Raw genomic sequence first — 15,359 nt, 5'->3', positions numbered from 1 at the left:
CGAATTAGTTAATCTCGGTAACTAGTTGTAGCAAGCGATATGCCATCTCCTGACAAACGACCGCCGACCGCTCAAGCACGCGGCATCCAGGCAATTCAGAAGGATCAAGGCTCAGGTGGGCAGGGATGAGGACGTTAGAAAAGTGATGATTTCAGCAATTTCGTGCTGCACTATGCGCAATATGATTAATCGAATTAGGGAATTGCGATGGCAGATAAGCTGATCTCCCTGGCCGAACTGTCCCGGGGCACGCAAAAGCAACCAGCGCGCGGCGCCAGTGAACAGTTGCCGCCCGGCGCCGCGCCGACGCTGCAGGATCTGACCGAATGCCTGATGTTCAGCCCCGGCGACGGACGCATCTGGCTGAACGGCGCGCGGATGCTGCTGATGCACAACAGTGGCGTGGGTGCCTTGCGCCGCGAACTGATCGAAAGCATGGGCCTGGCCCGCGCCCGGGGCATCATGCTGCGTACCGGCTACCATTGCGGTGCCCGGGACGCGGCGCTGATCAAGGAGCGCTTCCCCGAAGCAGACATCCTGGCGCTGTTCGCCGCTGGCCCGATCATCCATGCCATCGAGGGCGCGGTGAAGGTCGAGCCGGTGCATTTCGAATTCGACATGAACCTGGGCACCTACTACGGCGAGTTCCTCTGGCATCACTCCAGCGAAGACGACGAACACATCGCCCAATACGGCATCGGCACCGAACCGGCCTGTTGGATGCAGACCGGCTACGCCATCGGCTATACATCGGCGATGGTTGGACGGCTGATTCTCTATCGGGAGGTCGAATGCCGTTCCACCGGATCGAGCATCTGCCGGCTGGTGGGCAAGCCCGCCGAAGAATGGGACGACGCCGAAGAGGACCTGGCCGACCTGAACGCCGAACCCTTCGTCAGCACCGGCGGACGCAGCGCGGCGCCCCAGGGCCGGGGCGATAAAGGTGCCCTGCCCGCTCGCCTGCTGGCGGACCCGACACCGGCCCAGGACAGCGACATGGTCGGTATTTCCTCAGCCTTCAACGCGGCCTGCCACATGCTGCGTCGGGTGGCGCCGACCCAGGCGACGGTGCTGTTCACCGGTGAGTCCGGTGTTGGCAAGGAAATGTTCGCGCGGATGCTGCACCGCATCAGCCCGCGCCACGACGAGCCCTTCGTGGCCATCAACTGTGCGGCCATCCCAGAAAACCTGATGGAGTCGGAGCTGTTCGGCGTCGAGCGCGGCGCCTACACCGGCGCCACCCAATCGCGCGCCGGCCGCTTCGAGCGCGCCAATGGCGGCACGCTGTTCCTGGACGAGATCGCCACCCTCAGTTTGGTGGCCCAGGGCAAACTGCTGCGCGCCTTGCAGGAAGGTGAAGTCGAACGGGTGGGCGGCAGTCGCACCCTCAAGGTCGATGTGCGGGTGGTTGCCGCGACCAATGTCGACCTGCGCGCCGCGGCACAGCGTGGCGAGTTCCGCGAGGACTTGTTCTTTCGACTGAACGTGTTCCCCATCCACTTGCCGCCGCTGCGCGAACGCAAGGAGGACATCCCGCTGCTGATGACCCATTTCCTGCATCGCTTCACCCAGCGCCATGGCCGTCAGATCAGCGGCTTCACCCCGCGCACCGCAGACACCCTGCTGGCCTACGATTTTCCGGGCAACATCCGCGAATTGCAGAACCTGGTGGAGCGCGGCGTGATCAGCGCCCCGGACGGCGGCGCCATCGACCTGTCGCACCTGTTCACCAGCGGCGAACGCCTGGCTCTGCCGATGTTCTCCATCGGCACCCGCGGCCAACTCGCGGCTGCACCGAACGCTCAAGCGGCGCCGCCTCAGGCTCCCGCCGCACCGATCCGGAGCGACGATGAAGCCCTCCAGCAACTGTTCGGCGGCAAGGATTTGAGCCGGCTGTCGCTGCAGGAAGTCGAGGACGCGATGATCGACCGTTGCCTGAGCGAAGTGAAAGGCAACGTCTCCGAAGCGGCCCGCCGCCTGGGCCTGACTCGGGCACAGTTGTCCTATCGATTGTCGCGGCGCCCAGCCAGTGACTAAACGTGGCGAGGGCCCTTTATTGCGGGATGAAGCAACGCCCGAACATGCCAAGCGCCACGTCGACCCGTTGGTCGATCTGCTCGTCGGACCAGCTTTGTTGCACGCCCAGGGTGAACAGCTTGAGCGGCTGCGAAATCAGCAGTGCGTCGATCAACTCGATGGCCGGCTCGACATCCTGCTGCGCCAGCAAGCCCTTGCCCGCAGCCTTGCCCAGCCAACCCCGCAACAGGCCCAGGCAACGCTCGGCCCCTTCCTGGTACCAGATTTGCGCAATCCCCGGCGCATGCTCGCGCCCCTGGGCGGCCATCAGGTAAAGCCCCAGCGCCAGCGGCGACAGCGTCAACCGTGCCCATAACGTCAGGTACATGCGCAGCTCGCTGAGCAGATCCTCGGCGCTGTCGATGCCACTTTCCAGCAGCAGCTCAAGGGTCGACAGGTCCCGCGCAACCAACTTCGAGAGCAGTTGCTCCTTGCTCGCCACCAGTTGGTACAGGGTTTTCTTCGAAATGCCGGCAGCACGGGCAATGGCGTCCATGGTGACGTTGGCAAAATGACCGCTGCCGAGTATCTGCGCCGCGGCGTCCAGCAACAAGCTCATCTGCTCTTCACGGCTGCGGACCGGCGGACGACCGCGAACGGGCTTGACGGGTTGCGAGGGGGTTGCGGGCATGGTGGGTCCTGGTGAGTGGCAGCGGGTGAGTCTGCCACAGGTTAAATCGGGCACCTAACCTGTGGCGAGGGCGCGTGCTCGCGCCCCTCCCTCAAACAACGGCCCCCTCGCCAGCGCTACCCTCCCGCGCCATCGCCGCTGCGCGAAACGCCTCGCCCAGCGCAGTTTCGATAACCCCCCAGGCCTCCTGCGCTGAAGCCTCCGGGCCGAGGTGGGTGAACATGTGATCGCAGCCTGCGAACATCCGCGCGTTGACTGCCACACCGGCCTGGCGCAATTTCTCGGCATAGGCCTCGCCTTCGGCGCGCAGGATGTCATGTTCGGCCGTGATCAGCGTGGTCGCGGGCATGCCCCGCAATGCCTCGACGCTCGCCAGCAACGGCGACACCAACGGGTCGCGCGCCTGATCGGGATCGCTCAGGTAACAGCCATTGAAAAAGCGCACCAGCCCGGCACCGAGCAAGGGTTTGTCGAGGCTCGAACGCTTCAGGCCGGGGTCCTGGAGCAGGTCCAGGACCGCATAGTCAATCACCTGGTGCACCACCCGCAGCCGCTGATGCCCCCGTGCCAGGTTGGCCACCCCGGTGGCCAGGTTGCCGCCGGCGCTGTGCCCACCGACGGCCATGCGTTGGGGGTCGATGCCCAGGCTTGCCGATTGCCCGGCCAACCATTCAAGCACCGCGAAGCTCTGTCGCAAGCCCGCGGGAAATGGATGCTCGGGCGCCAGGACGTAGTCCAGGTTGACCACCAGGCAACCCAGATTGTGCGCCAGACGCCGACAATAGCTGTCGTCATGCTCCGGCACGCCAGCGACGAAACCGCCGCCGTGCAGGTTCAGGTACACCGGCAAGCGCGCCCCGTCCGAAGTCGCCGGCCAGTAGAACAACGCCCGCGCCGGTCCCCAGGACGTCGGGATGAACCGCGCCTCGACCGCACGCAGCGGGTACTGCGCCGAGTCGTAGACGAACTTGCCTTTCATGCGCTTGGCAAAGGCGCGCAACAGCTTGGCCTTGAGGGTTTGAGGCAACGTCATGATCAGGCTCCCGGCGGCTCAGTGGGCCGTCAACAATTGATCCAGCAGGCCGTGGACCATCGGCCCATACGGCGCGCGCATCGCCAGGTTGGATTCACCCACCGGGCTTTGCACCACCACTGCCTTGGCATGGCTGAACGTGCGGAAACCATGGGCACCGTGATAAGCCCCCATGCCGGCGTGCCCCACGCCGCCGAACGGCAACGCCTCGAACAGCACATGGCTCATGACGTCGTTGATCACCACGCCACCGGAGGTCGTGCGTTGCAGCACCTGCTGGCGCTCGCTGGCGTCCTCGCCAAAGTAATAGGCCGCCAGGGGCCGGGGTTGCCCGTTGACGTAGTCGATCGCCGTGGCGAAATCCTGGTAGGTCTTGATCGGCAACAGCGGGCCGAAAATCTCCTCGCGCATCACCTGCATGTGCTCGTTGGGGTTGAGCACCAGGGTCGGGGCGATCTTGCGGATCTCGCGATCGTTCAGGTCTTCCTGCTCCGGGTTGATCTCGATCAGCCGCGCGCCCTTGGCATGGGCATCGACCAGGTAGCCTTGCAGGCGGCCGAAATTGCGCGGGTTGATGATGGAGGTGTAGTCCGGGTTGTCGCGCAGCGTCGGGTACATCTGGGCGACGAAGCGGATGGCCTCGACGGCGAAGTCTTCCAGCCACTCTTGCGGCAGCAGCACGTAGTCTGGCGCCAGGCAGATCTGGCCGGCGTTCAGGGTTTTCACCGTCATCACCCGCTGGACCACGGTCGCCAGGTCGGCACTGCGCGAGACCAGCACCGGCGACTTGCCGCCCAACTCCAGGGTCACCGGCACGAGATTGTCCGAGGCGGCGCGCATGATGTGCCGCGCCACCGACGTGCCGCCGGTAAAAATCAGGTGATCGAACGGCTGCGCACTGAACAATGCGCCGACCTCGGCCCCACCCAGCACCGTGGTCAGCTCGTGTTCATCGAAGTAACGGGCGATCAACTCGGCCAACAGCGCCGAGGTGCGCGGCGTCAGCTCGGACGGCTTGAGCATGGCCCGGTTACCGGCGGCGAAGATGCTGGCCAGCGGGCCGAACGCCAACACGACAGGGAAATTCCACGGGCTGATCACCCCCACCACGCCCAGCGGCTGATACTCGACCCGTGCCTCGCAACCCGGGAACGGCGCCGGATGGGGTTCGGATTGCGCCCACTCGGCCAGGTGCTCCCGGCAATGCTTGAGGCTTGCCACGGAGCCTGCGATATCGGTCAGCAGCGTCTGTTCGCGACTGCGGTGGCCAAAGTCCGCCGACACCGCCGCGACGATGGCTTCGCGGTGGTCCAGCAACAAGGCGATCGCCCGGTCAAGTCGATCACGGCGCAGCGCCAGGCTGGGCGGCCCCTCATCCAGATGGGCACGTTTCATTCGGGCGAGCGCCGCAGCGAGTTGTTCGGCGCTGACGGCCGTATCGTGGTGACCGAGGATGCTCATGGCGTATCTTCCTGCTGGTTAATTGTTATGAGTCAGTACTAAATGCCCGGCAAGACAGCCACCTCTGCTGCCTCGCCGGGCGAGTATGACAAAAAACCAGACAAAGGAAACCATTAAGTTTCCTAACTTTAAAAAAGCGACATGAGGCCTTTAACCCCATAAAACGAAGGCTAATGGCTGGAAGGGATAGCCGCGCGGTTCAGTGGCCGCAGCAAGCAAGAAGCCATCCGGATGGGTTGTGGACAGCGGCGCAATACGCAAGCTCTTGATAAATGATTAATTACATTAATCATAGATGATGACCCAGCGAAGCCAACGAGGCCTCGCCGGGATGGCAGCCCACTAATGCTGCGAGGGAAACACCGGCGCCTGGTCCTGCTGCTCAGCCGTGGCTTCCAACGACCGCCCCGCAAGCGTCTGCAGGTACAACGCAAGCACGAACCCGGGCGCTGTCGCCAAGGCGACGTCGACGGGCGGGCTGACGCTGTCGGGGATCAACTTGCCGCTCGTGTCCTGCTCCTCGTTCAGTTCCTGCTCCACCTTCAGCCCATACCGCTTGAACTGCACGAACCGCGGATCGGTGACCGCGACGGCCGCCAGCGGATCCCAGAAGTACAGGTACTTGCCGATGCCGGGGGCGATGGTCGAGCTTTGCAGGACCTGGGTGAGGAACTGCGCGACCGGGTTTTGGATGCGCGAAAGCTGGGCGACGAAATCCTGGCTGATGGGGATCTGGTTGCAGGCGTTCAGCGCAACCAATTGCACCCGGTTCCCGCCGCCAAAGACGTATTGCGCGCCGAGTGGGTCAACGAAAATGTTCCACTCGGCGACTTTGTTGGTGTAGTACGGCGTGTCGCCCAGGGTATCGATGATGTTCCCTCCGGCACCGGGCTGGACGTACTCCGGCAGCAGGTTGCCACCCATCATGACGATGCGCTCGACCTTGCTGGCCAGCAGGTCTCGCAGCGTCCTGTCTGTCCTGGCCTGCAAAAACAAATGCCCCCAGGTCGTGCCGCCGCCGATCATCAGCACGGTAAAGGGTTGCTTGGCGTTCTCCAGGGTTTCCCTGAGAAAGGCCACCGCATCCGTTCTCGTGGGGTTGGGGTTCGCCCGGGGAAACCGAGCGTCGTAATGCTGGTCCGCCGCCTGGCGGGTTTCGAATGGAAAGGTGTTGCTGTAGACCATGGGCCGCTGGAAGCCGGCGACCACGGGGATCCGCTCGACTTCAGGGTCTTCGAACAGCGTGAGGAAGTGGCTGATGTTCGCCACGCCATGGCTCAGGTGCACGGCACCCACACCGGTGACGGTGATGCCTTCGACCTTGACCGCGTGGTGCTTGAGCAAATAGCCGATGGCCAGGTAGTCGTCGAAGTCGACATCAGTATCGACGAGCACGTGTGTGAGGGGTTGTACCGACATGTTGGCAGGCCTCCTGGCAATGGATGGGATCATCCTGATGTGCCAGCAAATGCTGGCATCGAGTTAAAAGTAGCACCTCCCGAAAAAAGCGAACGCTTAATGGCGTGGATTGCCTGGGGCGACAGCCAACGTGGCGAGGCACCGGCGTCCTCACCACGCAACGAGCGACCCGACTTACCAGAGCGTCATCGTGTAGCTGACGATCAGGCGGTTTTCATCCAGGTCGTTGCCGAAGTTCGAGCGCACCGATGCGTTGCGCCATTTGAACCCCAGCCCCTTCAATGTCCCGTCTTGCACGACATAAGCAATGTCGGTGTTGCGCTCCCACTCCTTGCCTTCGCCGGGTGCGGCGCGCTGTACGTTGTCGCCGGAAATGTAGCGGGTCATGAAGGTCAGGCCCGGTACGCCCAGCGATGCAAAGTTGTAGTCATAGCGGGCCTGCCACGAACGCTCGTCGATGTTGGCGAAGTCGCCGATCTGCACGAAGTTGACTAGGTACGGGTCACTGCGACTGATGTAGGGGAACGGGTCGTCGCCGCTCATGCGCTGGTAGCCCAGGCCCAGTGCATGCCCGGCGAAGCCATAGGTGAACAGCGCGCCAAAGGCCTGGTTGTCGAGGTTGCGGAAGTTGCCATCTTCGGTACTGCGCGAATAACGCACATCACTCTTGAGGGACTGGCCCGCCCCCAGGTCCAGGGTATGCACGAACCCCAGGTAGTTTTGCTGGTAGATGTCCTGCAACTTGCCATAGCGGTACTGCGCCGTCAGGTTCGGCAAGAATTGATAATCCGCCCCGGCAAACTGGAATTTGTCGCTGTTGCCGCCGATGCGGTTGGCACTCATGTCCTGGTAATCGGTGGAGTCGACGACATTGATCTGCGTAAACTGCCCGCCCGTCAGCTTCAACCGGTCGATTTCCTGCACGCTGGCCAGTCCCCCCTTGAAGGTTGCTGGCAGCAGGCGCGTGTCGTTGGAGCTCACCACCGGGTCCTTGATCTGCAAGGTCCCCACCTTCAGGGTGCTGTTGGACACGCGCACCTTGGCAGTCAGGCCCAGTTCGCCATAACGGTCTTGAGAACCGCCGGACAAATCCGCAGGCAACAGATTGGTGCCCGCCGTGCCGCCGCCGGAGTCCAGTTTGAAACCCGCCATGCCCAGGGCGTCCAGGCCAAACCCCACGGTACCTGCGGTGTAGCCCGACTCCAGGCGCAGCAAGAAGCCCTGCGCCCATTCTTCGGCCTTGTCCCGCGCCCCTGTCTGGCGGAAGTCGCGGTTGAAGTAATAGTTGCGCGCTTCCAGGCTGCCTTTGCTGTCGGCGATGAAATCCGCGTGGGCGCTTGGCGCTCCGGCCAGGCTCAAGCCCAGCAGTGTACCGACGGGCTTATAGATCCACGTGAGGGAGGTGAACTGTCGCATGGGTGCTCCTTTTGCGGGCACGAACGAACCCGCTCGGGGCGTCGTTTGCGTCCGATGTTTTTATTGTGAAGGCGCTGTGCTGGGAAACGGACGCAGTAGCCTGCGTCGTGGAGCGGATTCTTTGCGCCGCGCTCTGGGAGCGTCAAACGGGAAAAAAGCCGCATCGGACATAAGAAAATTTGATGCCCTGATCAAGCGGTTCTGGAGTAACAATTGCAACCATAAGAACGACAAGTACCAAGAGAGCCTTCATGAACCTCAAATTCCTCGAAACCTTCGTCTGGGTCGCCCGGCTGCAAAGCTTCAGCCTCACCGCCGAGAAAATGTTCAGCACCCAGGCGGCGATCTCCAGCCGGATCGCCTCATTGGAAGAAGAGCTGGGGCTGCGCCTGTTCGTGCGTGACTCGCGAGGGGTGTCGCTGACGCCCGAAGGCTTGAAGGTACTCGACTACGCCGAGCAGATGCTGGAGGTCCAGCGCGCCTTGAAGCAATCGCTGGACACCCGCAGCCCTCAGCAAGGCCTGGTGCGCATCGGCGTGATGGACACAGTGATCCATACCTGGCTCAGTCCGTTGATGTCGATGCTGATGCAGGCCTTTCCCGCCGTCGAAATCGAAATAACCGCCGATGCCGCGCGCAACCTCTGCGAGCAACTGCAAAAGGGTTACCTGGACATCGTGTTCCAGACCGACCTGGTCCGCCACGAAAGCGTGCGCAACCTCGAACTCGCGCACTACCCCATGCACTGGGTGGCCGCCAGCCACTCGATCTACGCTCGGCCCTATGCCTCGCTATTGGAGATGGCCAGCGAGCGCATCATCACGTTCGTCAAGCAGTCGCGGCCGCACCAGGATGTGCTCAACCTGTTGTATGCCCATGGCGTTGGCGCGCCGCGGGTCAGTTGCGTCAACTCGGTGTCGGCCATGACCCGGCTGATTCGCGACGGCTTCGGCATCGGTGCCTTGCCCGCGGCCCTGGTGGCCAAACCGCTGGCCAGCGGTGAATTGATCACCCTGGAACCCGGCACGGCTCTGCCCCAGCTTGACGTGGTGGCGTCCTGGCGCGCCGGGGTGGGGTTGGAACTGATCGAGAATATCGTCCAGATGAGTCGCCAGGTTGTCAGTCAGTACGCTATCGATGTCGGCCCGCAACGCATGGTCGCGGCACCGGGCCTGGCCGGTCATAACGTTTAGTTGTCTGTGGGTACCACTATTCCTTGTTGGACGTCATCGCCCGGCCCCTCTAAAAAATGGGCCACCCATCCCTTGGAGATACCGCGATGAGTCAACCCGCCCCGTCCTTCGAACAACTGCGCCAGTACGACCCGCTCGCCCTGCGCCAGAGCATTGCCGCCGGCCGATACCAAGGCCATACCAGTGGCCTGGGCCAGGGTCGGGTACAAGCCAACATCGTGATACTGCCCGGTGATTGGGCCACCGAGTTCCTGCGCTACTGCACCCTCAATCGACAGGCCTGCCCGGTGCTCGACGTGACAGAGCCGGGTGATCCGTTCTTTCGCAACCTCGGCGCCGCCATCGATATCCGCCATGAGGTGCCCCGCTACCGGGTCTATCGCCACGGCGAACTGAGCGAAGAGCCGCTGGACATCGAACACGTTTGGCAGGATGACCTTGTCGCCTTCGCCCTGGGCTGCTCATTCTCGTTCGAACAACCGTTGCTCGAAGCCGGCATCTACCTCAGGCACATTGACCTGGGGCGCAACATCGCGATGTTCCGCACCAACATCGACACCCGTCCCACCGCCCGCCTCTCTGGCAAAATGGTCGTGACCATGCGCCCGATGAAAGCTGCCGCGGCGATCCAGGCGATCCAGATCACTGGACGCATGCCCAATGTCCACGGTGCCCCGGTGCACATCGGCGACCCGTCGCTGATCGGCATCCACGCCCTCGACGCACCGGACTATGGCGATGCCGTGCCGGTCGAAGCGGACGAGATCCCGGTGTTCTGGGCCTGTGGCGTGACACCCCAGTCGGTGGTCCAGGCGTCGCGCCCACCGTTGTGCATCACCCATGCGCCTGGCTGCATGCTGGTGACCGATTTGTGGAACCGCGATTTGTAAGCGTCTAAAAGGCCGCACTCACCTGACAGGAACAGACGATGAACACCTTCCAGCAATCGATTCAAGCGTACATCAAGGCCAAGGATGGCAACCGCCCTCACCTGCTGGAGCAAGCGTTCGAGGCGCAGGCGATCCTCGACATGATCGTGCGCACCGGCGCCATCTCGTTTCCTGATCACGTCGAAGGCCGCGCGGCCATCGGCGAGGTGCTGGTCAGTCGTTTCGGCCAGACCTTCGAAAACGTCTACACCTTTTGCCTGGGGGCGCCACCGGCAGCGAACCTCGACCGGTTCCAATGCCCGTGGCTGGTGGCGATGTCTGGCAAGGACGGCGGCGAGGCGCGCGTCGGCTGTGGCACGTATGACTGGCAATTCGATCCGGTGTCCAAGCGGGTCGAGCGATTGACCATTACCCTCGAACACATGAAAACCCTGCCGCCGGACAACCTGCCGGCGATCATGGCCTGGGTTTCGCGACTGGACTACCCATGGTGCAGCGTCGAAGCCGCCCTGGGCGACGTCCCCAACCTGGGCGAGCTTGGGGACGTGATCGAGTACCTGGCCAACCGGGAACACCTACGCGCGGCGCAACGGCCGTGACCCACCCAAGGAGCCGCCTCGCGTGAACATCAAGTTTCTTGAAACCTTCGTCTGGGTCGCACGCCTGAAGAGTTTTCGCCTGACGGCGGAGAAACTGTTCACCACCCAGGCTTCCGTCTCCAGTCGCATCGCGGCCCTGGAGGACGAGATGGGTGTGCGCCTGTTCGTGCGTGACGCCAAGGGTGTGTCGCTGACCTCCGAAGGCCAGCGGGTGTTGGAATATGCCGAACGCATCATGGACACCCTGCAAAGCATGAAGGCCGTGATCAAGGACCCGCGCCAGGTGCGCGGGCGGATTCGCATTGGTGCCATGGACACGGTCATCCACACCTGGCTCAGCCCCCTGGTGACACGCCTGATGGACTACTACCCGGCGCTGGAGATCGAGCTGTCGGCCGACACCGCGAGCAACCTGTGCTCGCAACTGGAAAAGGGTTACCAGGACATCATTTTCCAGACCGACATCCTGCGCCTGGACAGCGTACGCAATGCACGGCTGGCCCGTTATCCGATGCATTGGCTGGTGCGCAGCGGCTCGGCCTATGACCGTCACTACGCGTCTCTGGAAGACCTGTCCCAGGAACGCATCGTGACCTTTTCGCGCAATTCCCGGCCTCACCAAGACATCCTCAACCTGCTGCACTCGGCCAATATCGTCTCGCCGCGCATCAACTGCGTGAACTCGGTGTCGGCCATCACCCGCCTGGTTCGCGACGGCTTCGGCATCGGCGCCATGCCGGCGGCGCTGGTCCTGGGTGAGCTGGCCCAGGGTACGCTGAAACGGGTCGATGGCGTGCCGTTGCCTTCGGTGATGGACATCGTCGCCAGTTGGCGAACCGGCGCGGGCATGGAGCGGGTGGAAGAAGTCATCAGCCTGACCCGGGACGTGGTGGCGGAATTCGTCGCCGAACTGCCCGCGGAATACCAACTGGCCGCCGACTAACCCATTCATTGTGGGAGCGGGCTTGCCCGCGAAGGCGGCTGCACGTCCGACACTTCCGTTGACTGACACACCGCTTTCGCGGGCAAGCCCGCTCCCACAGGTTCTTCGGCGGGTCCGGATGGCGTGTCCGACGCCCATTCATTGTGGGAGCGGGCTTGCCCGCGAAGGCGGCTGCACATTCGACACCTTCGTTGACTGACACACCGCTTTCGCGGGCAAGCCCGCTCCCACAGGTTCTTCGGCGGGTCCGGATGGCATGTCTGAGCTGGTCTAATAGCCCCGGACACCTCAATGGGTGAAACTACACTCATTGAGGAATATTCCATGACTAAGAAGTACAGAAAATTCGACGCCGAGTTCAAGCTGAAGGTCTGCAAGATGGTTGTTGATCAAGGTCTGAGCGTGAACTCGGTTTGTACCGATTTAGGCCTGAGCGATACCGCCGTGCGCCGCTGGGTTCAGCAGTATCAAACCGAGCAGTCGGGCGGTACGGGGATTGGCAAACCATTGACCAGCGACCAGCAGCGTATTCGCCAGCTTGAACAGCAAGTCCGCGAACTGAAGACGGATAATGACATATTAAAAAAAGCTACGGCCTTCTTTGCCCGCGAGTTGAAGTGATCCACCAGTTGGTTCACCAAGTCCAATGCAAGGCCTACCCGGTGGCGCGTATCTGCCGGGTGTTGCGGATCAGTCGTTCGGGGTTTTACGAAGCTCGTCAGCGGCGTTTGAAGCCAAAACCTGTGTGCTCGGTTTCCGCTCAGCTCAAGGCTGCCTTCGTGTCCAATGAACACTGTTATGGCAGCCGTCGTTTGGTGAAAGCGCTGCGTGACACTGGCGTCTCCGTTGGACGGAACAAGGTCCGCCGCCTGATGAAACAACAGGATTTGCGTCCGATTTGGAAGCGCAAGTTCGTTCATACCACTGACAGCAATCACAATTTTCCGGTGGCTGAGAACCTGCTCAATCGCCAGTTCAATCCCGAGCGCATCAACCAGTCGTGGGTCGCTGACATCACCTACATCCGTACCCGCAGCGGCTGGCTGTACCTGGCGGCCGTCATGGACCTGTACTCACGCAAAATCGTGGGCTGGGCCATGGCACCCCACATGCGAGCAGAGTTGGTATGCAGTGCGATGCAACTGGCCATCGCGCAGAGACAACCTGAACCGGGCTTGATCGCTCATTCGGATCGAGGCAGCCAGTATGCCGGTACGGATTACCAGAACTTGCTGACGCGACATGGAATGCGTTGCAGCATGAGTCGCAAGGGCAACTGCTGGGACAATGCGGTCATGGAGCGCTTCTTCTTGAATCTGAAGATGGAGCGTGTTTGGCGCAAGGATTACGCCAACCATGGCGAAGCGATCAAAGACATCACGGACTACATCGTGCGGTTCTATAACGGAAGGCGAATCCATTCATCCTTGGGCTATTTGCCGCCCAATCAGTATGAGCGGCAAGCAGCCTGAAAAACACCGATTGAGGTGTCCGGAAAAAATTGACCACCTCAGACATCACGGACTACATCGTGCGGTTCTATAACGGAAGGCGAATCCATTCATCCTTGGGCTATTTGCCGCCCAATCAGTATGAGCGGCAAGCAGCCTGAAAAACACCGATTGAGGTGTCCGGAAAAAATTGACCACCTCAGTCCGACGCACAATCATTGTGGGAGCGGGCTCGCCCGCGAAGACGGCTGTACATTCGACACTTCCGTTGACTGACACACCGCTTTCGCGGGCAAGCCCGCTCCCACAGGTTCTTCGGCGGGTCCGGATGGCGTGTCCGACGCCCATTCATTGTGGGAGCGGGCTTGCCCGCGAAGACGGCTGTACATCCGACACCTTCGTTGACTGACACACCGCTTTCGCGGGCAAGCCCGCTCCCACAGGTTCTTCGGCGGGTCCGGATGGCGTGTCCGACGCACATTCATTGTGGGAGCGGGCTTGCCCGCGAAGGCGGCTGCACATCCGACACCTCCGTTGACTGACACACCGCTTTCGCGGGCAAGCCCGCTCCCACAGTGTTATTGGGTGGATTCTAGATGTGTGTCCGCCACAGATCCTCTTGTGGGCTTGCCCGCGAAGCCTCTGGGCCTCATCAAGCGGCCTGTCAGTGAATTGCAACATCCCCGACTTAATCTGGATCGAGCGCACGGCGGCGACCCGCTGGATGTGCCTGTCTGCCCGCTCGCAATGGTCCAGGGAGTCCGCCATGAAAATCAGTGTATTGGGAAGTGGTTACGTAGGCTTGGTGCAAGCCGCCGTGTTGGCCGAGGTCGGCCATGACGTGGTGTGCATGGACGTTGACGAGCAGAAGGTCGAGCAACTGCGCCAGGGCCAGGTGAGCATCTTCGAGCCAGGGTTGGCGGCGCTGGTGCGGGAGGGGCTGGAGGCCGGGCGCTTGCATTTCACCAGTGATGAGTCACTGGCCGTGCAGCACGGCCAGGTGCTGTTCATCGCCGTGGGCACGCCTTCGCGAGACGATGGCTCGGCCGACCTGAGCCAAGTCATGGCCGTCGGTGAGGCGGTCGCCCGCTACCGGGAGTTGCCGCTCATCGTGGTGGAAAAGTCCACCGTGCCAGTGGGCACCGGTGATCTCCTGCGGGCTCACATCGACAAATGCCTGCTCAAGACCGGACGCTTGTTGCAGTTCGATATCGTGTCCAACCCGGAATTCCTCAAGGAAGGCTCGGCAGTCGCCGATTGCCGACGCCCGGATCGCATCGTGATCGGCTGCGAACGCGATGAAGTGCGCGCAACCATGCGCGACCTGTACGCTCCGTTCAATCGCAACCACGACCGGGTACTGTTCATGGACGTGCGCAGCGCCGAGCTGACCAAATACGCCGCCAACGGCATGCTGGCGACCAAGATCAGCTTCATCAACCAGATCGCGGAACTGGCCGAGCACCTGGGGGCCGACATCGAATCGGTGCGCCTGGGCATCGGGGCCGACTCGCGCATCGGCTATCACTTCATCTACCCAGGCTGCGGCTATGGCGGCTCGTGCTTCCCCAAGGACATGCGCGCGCTGATCCACAGCGCTGAGCAGGCCCATTGTTCCAGCGACCTGCTGCAAGCGGTGGAATCGATCAACCGCCGGCAGAAACACAAACTGTTCGAACGCATCCATGCTTTCTACAAGGGCGACCTGCGCGGCAAGACCTTTGCGCTGTGGGGCCTGGCCTTCAAGCCCAACACCGACGACATGCGCGACGCGCCGAGCCGTACCTTGCTCGAATCCCTCTGGGCGGCGGGTGCCAGTGTCCGTGCGTTCGACCCCGAGGCCATGCAGCAAACCCAACTGCTCTACCCCAACGAAACGAAGCTCATGTTGATGGGCACGCCGGAGTCGGTGCTGCCGGGGGCCGATGCACTGGTCATTTGCACCGAGTGGCAGGCCTTCAAGGCGCCGGACTTCAACCTGATCCAGCAGCGGCTCAAGGCCCCGGTGATTTTCGACGGGCGCAACCTCTACGACCCGGAGCGCATGCAAGACAAAGGCTTCACCTACTTCCCCATGGGCCGCGGGCAATCGCGCGACCTGCCCATCGCCGAGCAGTCCTGGTTTCAAGCGTCCAAGCGTGCTTGAAGCCCTTAACCTCAAAATTAATGAACTCAACCAGCATTAATATGAATTTGTAAGCGCGAGTGACGAACGGCACACTGAACGCCGTTCCTCCCCCAACTGTT

At 62.1% G+C, this 15,359-nt stretch carries 12 protein-coding genes; 7 read left to right on the top strand and 5 right to left on the bottom strand.

The features are described 5' to 3' along the window. Positions 1-207 precede the first annotated feature (207 nt). Positions 208-2,037 (top strand): sigma 54-interacting transcriptional regulator, encoded by a 1,830-nt coding sequence (locus V3H56_RS13155; RefSeq protein ID WP_338474728.1) that lies wholly within the window; start codon positions 208-210, stop codon positions 2,035-2,037. A gap of 16 nt (positions 2,038-2,053) precedes the next feature. Here V3H56_RS13155 and V3H56_RS13150 read toward each other — a convergent pair whose 3' ends face one another. From V3H56_RS13150 to V3H56_RS13130, 5 genes are all read right to left on the bottom strand, one after another. Further along, complete coding sequence (locus V3H56_RS13150) at positions 2,054-2,707, bottom strand: TetR/AcrR family transcriptional regulator (protein ID WP_080922114.1); 654 nt, start codon at positions 2,705-2,707, stop codon at positions 2,054-2,056. 91 nt (positions 2,708-2,798) lie between these two features. Then, complete coding sequence (locus V3H56_RS13145) at positions 2,799-3,740, bottom strand: alpha/beta hydrolase (RefSeq protein WP_338474727.1); 942 nt, start codon at positions 3,738-3,740, stop codon at positions 2,799-2,801. A gap of 18 nt (positions 3,741-3,758) precedes the next feature. Next, entirely contained in the window at positions 3,759-5,201 is a 1,443-nt protein-coding gene (locus tag V3H56_RS13140) for a coniferyl aldehyde dehydrogenase (protein ID WP_338474726.1), read from the bottom strand. 342 nt (positions 5,202-5,543) lie between these two features. Further along, complete coding sequence (locus V3H56_RS13135) at positions 5,544-6,620, bottom strand: nucleoside hydrolase (RefSeq protein WP_042730981.1); 1,077 nt, start codon at positions 6,618-6,620, stop codon at positions 5,544-5,546. A gap of 174 nt (positions 6,621-6,794) precedes the next feature. Continuing rightward, positions 6,795-8,036, bottom strand: coding sequence for an OprD family porin (locus V3H56_RS13130; protein WP_047739307.1), 1,242 nt, complete (start codon positions 8,034-8,036; stop codon positions 6,795-6,797). Positions 8,037-8,287: 251 nt separating this feature from the next. On the opposite strand from V3H56_RS13130, the gene V3H56_RS13125 reads away from it, so the two are divergent. The 6 genes from V3H56_RS13125 to V3H56_RS13100 all read left to right on the top strand — a co-directional run bounded on the left by V3H56_RS13125 (position 8,288) and on the right by V3H56_RS13100 (position 15,258). Further along, the gene (locus V3H56_RS13125; protein WP_047739308.1) at positions 8,288-9,229 is read left to right on the top strand and encodes a LysR family transcriptional regulator; all 942 of its coding nucleotides are present in this window, start codon (positions 8,288-8,290) and stop codon (positions 9,227-9,229) included. Between the two features lie 86 nt (positions 9,230-9,315). Continuing rightward, positions 9,316-10,119: a putative hydro-lyase gene (locus V3H56_RS13120; RefSeq protein WP_338474725.1), complete on the top strand. Its 804-nt coding sequence runs from the start codon at positions 9,316-9,318 to the stop codon at positions 10,117-10,119. Positions 10,120-10,157: 38 nt separating this feature from the next. Next, positions 10,158-10,718 (top strand): hypothetical protein, encoded by a 561-nt coding sequence (locus tag V3H56_RS13115; protein WP_338474724.1) that lies wholly within the window; start codon positions 10,158-10,160, stop codon positions 10,716-10,718. Positions 10,719-10,740: 22 nt separating this feature from the next. Next, positions 10,741-11,661 carry a LysR family transcriptional regulator gene (locus V3H56_RS13110; RefSeq protein WP_123578996.1) on the top strand — a complete coding sequence of 307 codons (921 nt, stop codon included), beginning with the start codon at positions 10,741-10,743 and terminating at the stop codon, positions 11,659-11,661. A gap of 324 nt (positions 11,662-11,985) precedes the next feature. Further along, positions 11,986-13,133 (top strand): IS3 family transposase gene (locus V3H56_RS13105; RefSeq protein WP_144419424.1). Its coding sequence is split into 2 segments (ribosomal slippage): positions 11,986-12,241 and positions 12,241-13,133, totalling 1,149 coding nucleotides; the frame shifts between segments, so codons are not numbered across the junction. A 745-nt stretch (positions 13,134-13,878) separates the two neighbouring features. Beyond that, complete coding sequence (locus V3H56_RS13100) at positions 13,879-15,258, top strand: UDP-glucose/GDP-mannose dehydrogenase family protein (protein WP_212803775.1); 1,380 nt, start codon at positions 13,879-13,881, stop codon at positions 15,256-15,258. Positions 15,259-15,359 lie beyond the last annotated feature (101 nt).

The organism is Pseudomonas sp. MS646 (assembly GCF_036693845.1).
GTDB classification, from domain to species: Bacteria; Pseudomonadota; Gammaproteobacteria; order Pseudomonadales; family Pseudomonadaceae; genus Aquipseudomonas; species Aquipseudomonas chlororaphis_E.
This window is presented reverse-complemented; position numbering and strand designations above follow the sequence as displayed.

What these genes read in the sequence shown, in the direction of transcription:
- V3H56_RS13120 (WP_338474725.1), top strand. Translation starts at nt 9,316, where the DNA reads ATGAGTCAACCCGCCCCGTCCTTCGAACAACTGCGCCAGTACGACCCG.
- V3H56_RS13145 (WP_338474727.1), bottom strand. Translation starts at nt 3,740, where the DNA reads ATGACGTTGCCTCAAACCCTCAAGGCCAAGCTGTTGCGCGCCTTTGCC.
- V3H56_RS13150 (WP_080922114.1), bottom strand. Translation starts at nt 2,707, where the DNA reads ATGCCCGCAACCCCCTCGCAACCCGTCAAGCCCGTTCGCGGTCGTCCG.
- V3H56_RS13135 (WP_042730981.1), bottom strand. Translation starts at nt 6,620, where the DNA reads ATGTCGGTACAACCCCTCACACACGTGCTCGTCGATACTGATGTCGAC.
- V3H56_RS13115 (WP_338474724.1), top strand. Translation starts at nt 10,158, where the DNA reads ATGAACACCTTCCAGCAATCGATTCAAGCGTACATCAAGGCCAAGGAT.
- V3H56_RS13155 (WP_338474728.1), top strand. Translation starts at nt 208, where the DNA reads ATGGCAGATAAGCTGATCTCCCTGGCCGAACTGTCCCGGGGCACGCAA.
- V3H56_RS13140 (WP_338474726.1), bottom strand. Translation starts at nt 5,201, where the DNA reads ATGAGCATCCTCGGTCACCACGATACGGCCGTCAGCGCCGAACAACTC.
- V3H56_RS13125 (WP_047739308.1), top strand. Translation starts at nt 8,288, where the DNA reads ATGAACCTCAAATTCCTCGAAACCTTCGTCTGGGTCGCCCGGCTGCAA.
- V3H56_RS13130 (WP_047739307.1), bottom strand. Translation starts at nt 8,036, where the DNA reads ATGCGACAGTTCACCTCCCTCACGTGGATCTATAAGCCCGTCGGTACA.
- V3H56_RS13100 (WP_212803775.1), top strand. Translation starts at nt 13,879, where the DNA reads ATGAAAATCAGTGTATTGGGAAGTGGTTACGTAGGCTTGGTGCAAGCC.